Origin of the sequence: Azoarcus sp. TTM-91 (genome assembly GCF_012911025.1) — a bacterium.
Lineage (GTDB): Bacteria > Pseudomonadota > Gammaproteobacteria > Burkholderiales > Rhodocyclaceae > Azoarcus.
Genome location: NZ_WUEI01000025.1, coordinates 43,649 through 54,145 on the forward strand (window position 1 = coordinate 43,649; position 10,497 = coordinate 54,145).

Annotated in this window: 9 protein-coding genes; 2 read left to right on the forward strand and 7 right to left on the reverse strand. The window is 69.7% G+C overall.

The window, feature by feature from the left end; genetic code table 11:
* Positions 1 to 98 precede the first annotated feature (98 nt).
* A complete protein-coding gene (locus GRF61_RS09795; protein ID WP_248281180.1) occupies positions 99 to 656 on the reverse strand; it encodes a 3'-5' exonuclease in 558 nt (185 codons plus the stop codon).
* Between the two features lie 180 nt (positions 657 to 836).
* On the opposite strand from GRF61_RS09795, the gene GRF61_RS09800 reads away from it, so the two are divergent.
* On the forward strand, positions 837 to 2,729 hold the full coding sequence (locus GRF61_RS09800; protein WP_169150474.1) for an ATP-binding protein: 1,893 nt from the start codon (positions 837 to 839) through the stop codon (positions 2,727 to 2,729).
* A gap of 10 nt (positions 2,730 to 2,739) precedes the next feature.
* Here GRF61_RS09800 and GRF61_RS09805 read toward each other — a convergent pair whose 3' ends face one another.
* From GRF61_RS09805 to GRF61_RS09815, 3 genes are read right to left on the reverse strand one after another with little or no spacing between them, the layout of a single operon-like run.
* Complete coding sequence (locus tag GRF61_RS09805; protein ID WP_169150475.1) at positions 2,740 to 3,141, reverse strand: GtrA family protein; 402 nt, start codon at positions 3,139 to 3,141, stop codon at positions 2,740 to 2,742.
* A gap of 13 nt (positions 3,142 to 3,154) precedes the next feature.
* The gene (locus GRF61_RS09810) at positions 3,155 to 4,804 is read right to left on the reverse strand and encodes a glycosyltransferase family 39 protein (protein ID WP_348982376.1); all 1,650 of its coding nucleotides are present in this window, start codon (positions 4,802 to 4,804) and stop codon (positions 3,155 to 3,157) included.
* A complete protein-coding gene (locus tag GRF61_RS09815; RefSeq protein ID WP_348982377.1) occupies positions 4,801 to 5,805 on the reverse strand; it encodes a glycosyltransferase family 2 protein in 1,005 nt (334 codons plus the stop codon). Before GRF61_RS09815 ends, GRF61_RS09810 begins: the two co-directional genes overlap by 4 nt.
* 99 nt (positions 5,806 to 5,904) lie before the next feature.
* On the opposite strand from GRF61_RS09815, the gene GRF61_RS09820 reads away from it, so the two are divergent.
* Entirely contained in the window at positions 5,905 to 6,783 is an 879-nt protein-coding gene (locus tag GRF61_RS09820) for a ChbG/HpnK family deacetylase (protein WP_169150476.1), read from the forward strand.
* Positions 6,784 to 6,967: 184 nt separating this feature from the next.
* Here the strand turns inward: GRF61_RS09820 and GRF61_RS09825 are convergent, their stop codons facing one another.
* The 3 genes from GRF61_RS09825 to GRF61_RS09835 form a co-directional block, all read right to left on the reverse strand.
* On the reverse strand, positions 6,968 to 7,570 hold the full coding sequence (locus GRF61_RS09825; protein ID WP_169150477.1) for a hypothetical protein: 603 nt from the start codon (positions 7,568 to 7,570) through the stop codon (positions 6,968 to 6,970).
* On the reverse strand, positions 7,567 to 8,853 hold the full coding sequence (locus GRF61_RS09830; RefSeq protein ID WP_169150478.1) for a sialidase family protein: 1,287 nt from the start codon (positions 8,851 to 8,853) through the stop codon (positions 7,567 to 7,569). Before GRF61_RS09830 ends, GRF61_RS09825 begins: the two co-directional genes overlap by 4 nt.
* Positions 8,850 to 10,497, reverse strand: a 1,648-nt coding sequence (locus tag GRF61_RS09835; protein ID WP_169150479.1) for a glycosyltransferase family 39 protein, incomplete at its 5' end; no start/stop codon positions are given. The genes GRF61_RS09830 and GRF61_RS09835, both read right to left, overlap by 4 nt.

Sequence of the window (10,497 nt, forward strand, 5' to 3'; positions counted from 1 at the left end):
CTTCGTTTACGGCGCAGCCATGCCGAAGAACCGGGCTCCCGCCCCGGCCGGCAGACCCTGGCCTGGGCATGGCCGCCTTTCCAGCGAGTGCGGCCTGCCTAGATCGCCGCTGGCAGGCACCAGGGCAGCAGGCGGACGATGTTGCGGGCATCGTCCAGCCCACGGTGATACCTGCCTTCCAACGACAGGTCCGCCAGTTGCAGCGCCTTTGCCAGGCCCACTTCCTTGATGCCGCGGGCATTGGCGAAACTGCGCTTGAGGTTGATGTGTTCGAGGCCGGCCAAGGGATCGTCCACACCGTGGCGCGCGCAGTCCCGGCCGAACTGGGTGAAGTCATAGCGCCCCCAACTACCCCACCAGCGCTGGCCGCCGGGATGCAGGCCGGCGAACTCCGCCAGGGCTGCCGCCGCTTCCGGGAAACGGAGCGCGGTGGCGACATCCTCCTGGCGGATGCCGGTGAGGCCGGTGCAGAAGGCGGTGAGCCGCGGGTTCAGCACCGGCTGCACAAAGGTCTGGAAGCACTCGTGCAGGCTGCCATTGGGTGAAGCCCACACCGCGCCGATCTCGATGATCTCCATGTCGCCAGGCGGCATGGCCTCGCCTTCGTCACAGGTTGCCTCAAGGTCGATCACCAGGATCATCACGCTCTCCGTCATGCAAAGGGGGGCTCCGACGGACTTCCACATCCACGCCCGCCGCCCCTGCGCTCCTGTAATTGCGGCATGCACGCTCCGCCTCCGGCGGAACGATTTACCTGGATTTCGCCCCCGGGAGCCGCGGTTTCCCAGGCACGACGATTGCACAGACGCAGCGACCCCCATGTTCCAGACGCACCTATGGATAGGCTGACGACGACCTTGAATCCAGCGCCCGCCCTTGCCGCCTTCGAGGCGGCAGAGATCCTCGCCCATGGCAGTGAAGGTGTCATCGCATGCGACAAGGCGCAGCGAGTGCACTACCTCAACCCGGTCGCCGAACGAGCGCTGGGGCGCCCGCGCGAGGCGCTGCTGAACCGGCCCCTGCTGGAGATCTTTCCCAGCCTCAAATCCCACCTGGCCTCACTGCCCGGCATGCAGCCGGGAGATCAGGCCCTGGAACTGGAGCAACAAGATGCCGTCAGCGGCCGCAGCTTCCATCACAGCCTGCACCCCACTTCGGACGGCGGGCTGGTGATGTTGTTCCGCGACGTCACCGAGCCACGGGGAATGGCGGACGCGCTCAGTCGCTCGGAAGAGAAGTACCGCGACCTCTTCAACGCCATCGACGAAGGCTTCTGCGTAATCGAAGTGCTGGTGGACGAGAACGGAACGGGCATCGACTACCGCTTTCTCGAGGTGAATCCCAGCTTCGAGCGCCAGACCGGGCTGATCGACGCGGTAGGCAAATGCATGCGGGAGATGGTGCCGACCCATGAAGAACACTGGTTCTCCATCTATGCGCATGTCGCCGCCACGGGTGAATCGACGCGCTTCGAAAACCGTGCCCAGGGTCTGAACCGCTGGTACGACGTCTACGCCTTCCGCGTCGGCAAGCCGGAGGACAGGCATGTCGCCATCCTGTTCAACGACATCAGCCAGCGCAAGGCGGCGGAAGAGGAGCGCCAGGAGGCCGACAAGCGCAAGGATGAGTTCCTCGCCATCCTCGCGCACGAGCTGCGCAACCCGCTGGCACCGCTGCGCAACGGCCTGGAGATCCTGAAGCTGGCTGGCAGCACCGGCGACGGCGAGCTGCTGAACCGCGCCTGCACGATGATGGAGCGCCAGGTGAGCCACATGGTGTCGCTGGTGGATGACCTGCTCGACGCCAACCGCATCAGCCGCGGCCTCATCACCATCAGCCGCAAGCGGGTGGACGTCGCGGACATCATCCGCCACTCGGTGGAGTCCGCCGAGCACGTCATCCGCCAGCATGAGCACGAGCTGACGGTGCAACTGCCCTCGCGCGAGGTGTACGTCGAGGCAGACGCGGTGCGCCTCACCCAGGCGGTCACCAACCTGCTGGTCAACGCCGCCAAGTACACCGAGCCGGGCGGGCGCATCGCGCTGGCGGTGAAGCGGGACGACGCGGCGGTGCGCATCGCCATCACCGACAACGGCGCCGGCATTCCGCCGCATATGCTAAACCGCATCTTCGACCTTTTCGCCCAGGTGGAGGTGGCGCCCCACCAGCCCTCGCGGGGGCTGGGCATCGGCCTCACCATCGTCAAGCAGCTGGTGGAGATGCACGGCGGCAGCGTCACCGCCCAGAGCGAGGGGGTGGGCAAGGGCAGCCGCTTCACCATCACCTTGCCGCTGTCAGTCGAGCGCCACGCCGCGGGCGACGAGACGATGGACCAGGAGCCCCGTGCCCGCGGGCACCGCCGGGTGCTGGTGGCGGACGACAACCGGGACGCAGCCGAGAGCCTGGCGACCATGTTCGAGCTGCTGGGCCACCGGGTGGCAATCGCCTACGACGGCGAGCAGGCGGTGACCGAGGCGGAGCGCCTGCAGCCGGAGGTGGTGCTGCTGGACCTGGGCATGCCACGACTGGACGGCCTGGGCGCCGCCCGCCGCATCCGCGAATTCCCGTGGGCGAAGAACGCGGTGTTGATCGCCACCACCGGCTGGGGCCAGGAACAGGACAGGCTGGCCTCGCGCGGCGCCGGTTTCGATCACCACCTGGTGAAGCCGGTGGCGATGAGCGAGTTGGAGAAGATCATCGCCGAAATGCCGCCGCCCGAGGCGGCTTGAGCCACCGCGCTCAGCGCCCGGAGGGGCGCTCTGCGAAGGTCCACAAGGCGTTGCCGGCGTAGTGCCAGAACAGCAGCAGCGCCGTCACCAGGATCTGTGCCAGCAGGTAATGCAGCGCCAGCACATGGGTGAGCAGGCTCATCAGCAGCCCGTTCCACACCAGCCCCAGCCCGGCGACCGCCAGGAAGCGCGGCAAGGCCTCGCGGTGGGCGCGGCCGGAGCGGAACACGATGGCGCGGTTCAGGCTGTAATTGATCAAGGCGCCGACCAGGAAGCCGGCCACCGATCCGGCCACCGGATCGCCGCCCAGGCCTTCCACCATGCCGATCAGCGTCAGGTAATGGCCGGCGGTGCCCACCGCGCCCACCGCGGCGAAACGGATCAGCCGGGCCAGCAGCGGCGAACCCCTCATGCCGGTCCGGCGCTCATCGCGGAATGCGCTCGTCGTCTGCCAAGCCGCGGCGGTCGCGCAGCACGCCGAGCTCCACGCCGTCGCGCACCACTTCACCGACGATGCGGCCCTGCATCGCGGTGTGACAATCCATGTGGGTGGGCGAGATGAAGAAATCCGCCGCGCGCCAGTCGGTGGTCACCTGGAAACGCGCATCCAGCCAGGCCGCCGCCTGCAGCGGCTCGGCGCATACCGCCACCAGGTAAGGCCGGGTCTGCCCCCCCTCGCGGCTCACCCGGGTGCGCAGATCGGCCACCAGCTCCTTCACCGTCGCCGCCCAGTAATCCTGCTCCCAGCGCTCCTGGGTACCGTGCAGGCCGCCGGCGAGGCTGTTGTAGGCCACGTACTCGTACGGATGCAGGCGGGCGAGGTTGATGGCGTGGCCCAGCGCCAGCACCGCGCAGGCGCCCAGGGCCAGCAGCCGGCCGCGCGGCCAAGGCTGTGCCCAGCGCCAGGCAGCCGCCAGGCCGGCACCGCCCAGTACCGCCAGCGGTGGCAACAGGAAGGTGAAGTGGCGGATGCCGTTGTACAGCGGTGGCGCCGCCAGCAGGGTGTAGGCCAGCGGAAAGCCAGCGGCCAGCACCACCGGCAGCCAGCGCAGCGCCGCCCGGCGGGCCTCGGCGGAGCTCAGCAGGAGCGGCAGCGCGCGCACACCGGCCAGCGCCGCCAGCCCGATGCCGATCAGGAACAGCTCCGGCAGGCGCACCAGCAGGTAGTGGGCGAGGTAGGTGCCGGGCACGTCGCCGTTCTTCATTACCTCACCGTCCAGGATGGTGGTGAGCTGGAAGGAGAAGTGGGAGAAGGTGGTCATCGCGGTGTAGAGGTTCTCCGGCGCCATCACCGACCACGGCCAGCACAGCGCCATCAGCGCGAAGGCCAGCAGCACCGCCGGCCACAGCCCCCGCACGGCGCGCAGCAGCAGGCCGCCGCGGCTGCGCAGGTCGGCCGCGCCCATCCAGGCCCAGGTCATCAGGCTGACACCGAGGTAGAACACCGCGAACACCGCTCCCACCCGCAGGCCGAAGGCACAGCCCAGGGCGAAGCCCAGTCCCAGCACATCGCGCAGCGCCGGCCGCGGCAGGCTCTCCAGCACCCGCACGGTGAAGTACAGCGACCACACCATGGTGGCGGCGAATGGCACATCCTTGGTGTGGGTGAACATTGCGCCGGTCCAGGCGCCGGTAGCCAGCAGCACCACCAGCGCCCCCAGCCCGGCCCACTCGCCCGCCAGCCTGCGCGCCAGCAGCCAGGCGCCCAACGCGCCGCCGATGCCGAACCCGGCCGAAAGCAGGTGGCGCAGATCCCATATGTTCATGGCCGGGAACAGGCGCTCCAGGCCGGCGGCGATCAGGTCGAACAAACCGCCGTAGAGGTAGAGGTTCTTGTAGGCGAAGGCGCTGTGGTCTTCGAAACCGGAGGTGTAGAAATCCAGCAGCAGGCGGCCATACACATGCTGCACTTCCTCGTCGTTGCTGATGCCGTAGTGGCGGAAGGCCAGCAGCGCGAACAGGCCGGCGCCGGCCAGCAGGCCCACCGCCAGCCGCAATGCCCAGGCGGGCGACAGCGCGAATGCGTGCCCCGCCGGCGCCAGGCTGCCGGCGGTCGCTTCCCCGCTGCGGCTCACCGGCGCGGCTCCTCGAAGCCCAGGCGCTCGGCCACCAGGTAGAGCGGGCGCGCCTTTACCTCGGTGAAGATGCGGCCAACGTACTCCCCCAGCACCCCGAGGCTGATGAGCTGGATGCCGGACATGAACAGCACCGCCACCATGATGGAGGCGTAGCCCGGCACATCCACACCCCAGATCATCGTGCGCAGCACCAGCCAGCCGCCGTAGGCGCCGGACAGCGCCGCCATGCCCAGGCCGATCAGCGACCACACCCGCAGCGGCAGCGTGCTGAAGGCGGAAAGACCGTCCAACGCGTAGCGGCCCAGCCGCCACATGGACCAGGCCGAGGCGCCGGCGGCGCGCTCCGCCGGGTCGAAATCCACCTGCTCATGGCGGAAGCCCACCCAGCTGGTGATGCCCTTCATGAAGCGGGTGCGCTCCGGCAGGCTGTTGATGGCATCCACCACCGTGCGGTCGAACAGGCGATAGTCGCCGCCGCCTTCGGTCAGCGCTACTTCGGAGACGCGGCGGAACAGGCCGTAGAAGGCCTGCGACAGCTTGCGCCGCAGCCAGGGGTCGGTATCCCGCGAGCGCCGCACCGCGGTCACCATGCGCGCGCCCTTGTGCCAGCGCTCCAGCATCTCCGGGATCAACTCCGGCGGATGCTGCAGGTCGCCGTCCATCAGCACGATCACGTCGCCGGTGGCCGCCCGCAGGCCTGCGGCCATGGCCGCCTCCTTGCCGAAGTTGCGGGCGAAGCGGATGGCCTTGATGGTCGGGTCGCGCAGGCACAGCGCGGCAACCTCGGCGAAGGTGGTGTCGCGGCTGCCGTCATCCACGAACACGATCTCCCGGCGCGCCAGCGGCAGCGCATCCAGTACCCCGCACAGGCGCTCGTGCAGCAGGTTCAGCGAGCCGCTCTCGTTGTAGAGCGGCACCACCACGGACATCGCCGGCACGGCGGGCTGGGTGGGTGTGGCGGCTGCGGCCAGGGTTTGATGGAGATCGGGACGGGACACGATGGCGGTCTCACGAAACTCCTCCACAAGGGAGGCATGCAGGCGTAAACGAGGCACACTGGCGGCGCGTTGACTGCCGACCGGTTTCCAGTTATTGCCATGCGTGAATTACTTCCTGCCCGCCCCATCATCGTCTGCGCCGACGACTACGGCCTCGCTCCCGGCGTCAGCGCAGCCATCGCCGGATTGATCGCCGCCGGGCGGCTTTCCGCCACCAGCTGCATGAGCGGCTTGCCCGACTGGCGACGCGCCGCCGGCGAGCTGCGCGCGGTGGTGGCGGCCACCCCGGCCGACATCGGCCTGCACCTCACCCTGACCGATCACGCCCCGCTCGCGGGCGACCTGCATGGGCTGGCGGCGGGCGGCCGCCTGCCGCCGCTGAAGCGCCTGCTCGCCCACACCCTCGCCCGCCGTCTGCCAGCCGCGGTGGTGGCGGACGAAGTGCGCGCCCAGCTGGATGCCTTCGAAGATGCCTGGGGCGCGCCGCCGGATTATGTGGACGGCCATCAGCACGTTCACCTGCTGCCGGGCGTGCGCGACGCGCTGGTGGCGGAGCTGCGGCGGCGCTATCCCGCCGGCCGGGTGTGGGTGCGCAACTGCGTGGAGGCGCCGGGCCGCAGCCTGAGGCGCGGCATCGCCACCGGCAAGGCGCTGTTCATCTCCGCCTTGGGACGCGGCCTGCGCCAGCAGGCGCGCGCCGCCGGCCTGCCGATGAACGAGGGCTTCTCCGGCCTGCACGACTTCAGCGCCGCGCCGCCCTTCGGCGAGCGCATGCGCCGCTTCCTCGCCGACACCGGCCCGCGGCCGCTGGTGCATGTGCACCCCGGCCGGGTGGATGCGGCGCTGATTGCCTGCGATCCGCTGACCACGCCGCGGGAGGCGGAGCTGGCCTATCTGGCGAGCGGGGAATTCGTCGCCGATCTGGCCGCGGCCGGGCTGTATCCGGCGCGTTTCAGCGCGTTTGGCCGCGAGGCCTGAGGCTGCCCAGGGCCGGAGCTGGCGCGGCGCTCCAGCAGAGGAAACCCTTCACCCTGAGCAAAGGGACTTGCGCGAAGCCGGTGGCGGCAAGCCGTGGAGACCACGGCTCGCCACGTGATTGCCGCCTTTCGATAGCGGTGTTGTCGCTTGCCCGGCCACGGGTCGGCGATACCGCCGCCCCTGTTCAAGCCGCGTAGCGCAGATCCGACTGGTCGCGTCGTGCCCGCCGCGGGCGGAACACCCCGACCACCAGCGCGATCAGGCAGCCGATGGAGAACAGCGGGTCGATCAGGTAATCCCACAGGTTGGGCGAATCGAACACGCCCAGGCGCCAGCTCACCAGCGCCACCCCCAGCGCCAGCGGCAGCAGGCGGGCGCCCAGCAAGGCCGCCACCAGCGCCAGCCCGCCGGCGGCCAGCGGCAGCACCGCGCCGCCGTAGCCCCAGGCGTAGGGGTCGGTCGCGCCCACACCCAGCGCCGGCGGGTAGAACAGCAGGCCGGTGACCGCCGCCAGCACGGCAATGACCCGTGCCTCGCCGGCGCGGAACACGCAGCTGCAGCCGGTGCGCGCCAGCAGCAGGCCAGCCAGCACCAGCGTGGTGGTGGGAGCCGGCTCGGCGAACAGGCCGCGCAGCACCGCGATCGGCGAGGACCCGCCCAGCGGCACATTCAGCAGCCCCGCCCACGCGGCCAGGGCGATCAACGCCAGCAGCGGCCGGCCGCGCAGGCCGGGCACGCACAGGGAAAGGGCCAGCGCCCAGGCCAGCACATCATGGATAGCGGTCACAGCCTTTCCTCCAGCCAGGCCCGGTTGAAGCGGATATGGCGCACGAAACTGCGGTTCCAGGTGTAGACGAGGTGGTAGTCGCCGTTGCGGGCCTGGATCAGGTAGGGATAGTCGTACTGCCAGCTGCAGTTGCCACCGTCGCGGCAGAGGTTGCGCTCGGCGACCTCTGCCACCGCCTCCGCCGCAGGGCCGGGGCCCAGCGCCGGCAGGTCGCCCGCCAGCCGGCTGCGGAAGCTGGCGACGTCCAGCGGCTTGCCGGCGCTGTCGCTGCGATCCTCGAAGCGGTGGATGGCGCGCCAGTGGCGACCCTCGTCCTCACTCACGAGCAAGGACAGGCGCAAGCGCTCATCCTCGGTATCGTTGGCCACCGCCAGCATGCGGCCATCCTCCATCCGCAGCGCGGCCAGCGCCGAGTTGGGGTTGGGCAGGTCGGTCGCCTCCACGCCGGACCAGCTGCGGCCAGCGTCCTTGGTCTCGATGCGCCAGGCGCGATACAGCGACTCCTCCGCGCCGTAGCGCAGCAGCGCCACCGCGCGCTGTTCGTCCTGCACCAGCATCACCGGCTGCAGCGAGCGGCGGCCGTGGTCCATGCGCACCTTCTGCTTCACCTCGCCACTGGGCGACAGCAGCAGCAGCTCGGCGAACTTGCCGCCCATCTCGTGATAGACCGGCAGGCCGATGTCGCCGTTGGCGTAGAACACCGGGTAAGCCTTCACCAGCGTGCTGAGGTTGAAGAAGGGCGAGGTCACCAGCCGCTGCGCCGGCAGCCAGCTGGCGCCCTTGTCGGTGGAGCGCATCAGGTTGAGGTGGCTGGTGGCCCAGCCGCCCATGCTGACGCTGACGTACACCAGCCACAGCTCGCCGCCGGGGGTGGTGAAGGTCACCGGATTGCCGACCTTGCGCACGAAGTAGCCCAGATCCGCCGAAGTGCTCTCCGGCGAGGCGACGATGTGCTGCTCGCCCCAAGCGCCGCTGGCGGGATCGAAGCGGGCGCCGTAGATCTTCACCTCCTCGCCGCCTTCGCGCTCACCGCCGAACCAGGTGGCGTAGAGCCGGCCGTCGGCGAGTTCCGTCACCGAGGCGGCATGCACCCGCGGCGGCGAGACCGCGCTGGCGATGGCGCTGGCGAACAGCGGCTGTGCCGCGCCCGCGCCATCGGCGGCAGCGGCCCCGGCCGGTGGAACCAGGCCCGCGGGCACCGGCGCATGCAGGCCGGGCCAGGCGGCCCACAGGGAAACACCGGCGATCAGCGCGCAGGCGCCGGCACGCAGGGCAAGACTCATCTGGCCTCCACACGAAGCAGGTAATGGAATTGCAGCCCCTGCTCACGCGTAAGCGGGCTGAGGAAACGGGAATTCAATCGCGTCACCCGGAAATCCGGGGTCACCGCCAGCGCCTCGGTCTTCAGCCCGGCGGCTTCCAGCGCGTCCAGGCCGGACTCGCCGGTATAGACGATGGTGGCGCCGGGGCGGGCAGCCACTTCATCGACCGACAGCGCCGGCGTCAACCGGGCGGTGTAGAAATCGAAACTGTTGGCGCGGGCCTCGCCTTCCAGGTAGACCACCTCGTCCGCCGCCACGCCCAGCCGCTCCAGTTGCGCCGCCAGCATGTTGCCAGCCTGGTAGCGCAGCAGCTGCGGGTAGAAATTGAAGTTGAGCAGCACATTGAAAGCCACCGCCGCGGTCAGCGAGCACAGCAGCAGCCGCACCGAACCCTGGCTGCGGAGTACCAGCACCGCGCCGGCAAGCACGGCGAAGGCCGCCAGCGCCGGTGCCAGCATCCCGCTCACCGGGAAGGCCCAGCCGTTCAGCGCCAGCGCCAGCACCGCCAGCAGCAGCACCACCACCAGCTGCGCCGCCCAGGCCGCCCGCCCGGCGCGCTCAACCGGCCGCGCAGCCAGCCAGGCGCCCAGCATCACCGAGAACAGCGGCAGCAGGATGTTGAGGTAGTGCGGCAGCTTGAAGCGCGACAGGGAAATGATGGTGAAGATCACCAGCAGTGTGCCCAGCGTCAGCATTTCCACGCCGGGCCTGGGCTGGCGCAGCGCGCCCGCGGCCGCCCGTAGATGCGCCCACACCGCCGCCAGCGCCAGCAGCGACCACGGCAGGAAGGCCCACAGGAAGGTATGGACGAAGAACAGCTTGTCGTCCGCCCCGGCGTTGCCGAAGCGCTCGCCGGCCAGACGTTCGAAGTTCTGCGACCACAGGATGAACTTCACCCCGCCGGCGCCGAACTGGTGGTAGTAGGCGTACAGCACCGGCGCGGCGAACAGCAGGAAGCAGGGCAGCAGCGCCAGCCAGCGCCAGTCGAACAAGCGCGCCCAGTCGCGCCGCCAGGCGAGGTGCAGGAACACCGCGATGCAGGGCATGGCCACGCCTATCATGCCCTTGGTGGAGAAGCCCAGCGCCAGCCCCAGCCCCCCCAGCAGCAGGTTGCGCCAGCGCCCGGCGGCGGCGAATTCGGCCAGTTGCCAGATGGAGAAGATGATGGCGCCGGTGAGGATGGCGTCCATGCGCACATCGTTGTTGGCGAGGATGAAGGCCAGCGCGCTCGCCAGCACCAGCCCGGCCAGCCGCCCGGCCTCGGCCGAATACAGCAGCCGCGCCAGGCGCACGGTGGAATAAATGGCCAGCAGCGAGAACAGCAGCGAGGGCAGCTTGTAGGCGAAGGTGGTGATGCCGAACAGCTTGAACGACAACGCCGCCAGCCAGAACAGCAGATGCGGCTTGTCCAGGTAGTCGCGCCCCTGGGTCACCAGGCTCAGCCAGTCGCCGCTGAGGTACATGTTCAACGCGATGCCTGCATGGTGGCCGGAATCGTTGTTCATCAGGGGAACCGCGAGGCCGCCGGCATAGGCGAGCGCGAGCAGTAGGTAGCAGGCGAGGGTGGTCCGGGAGTCGATCCGCACGGCAGGGAGGGGGCTGGAT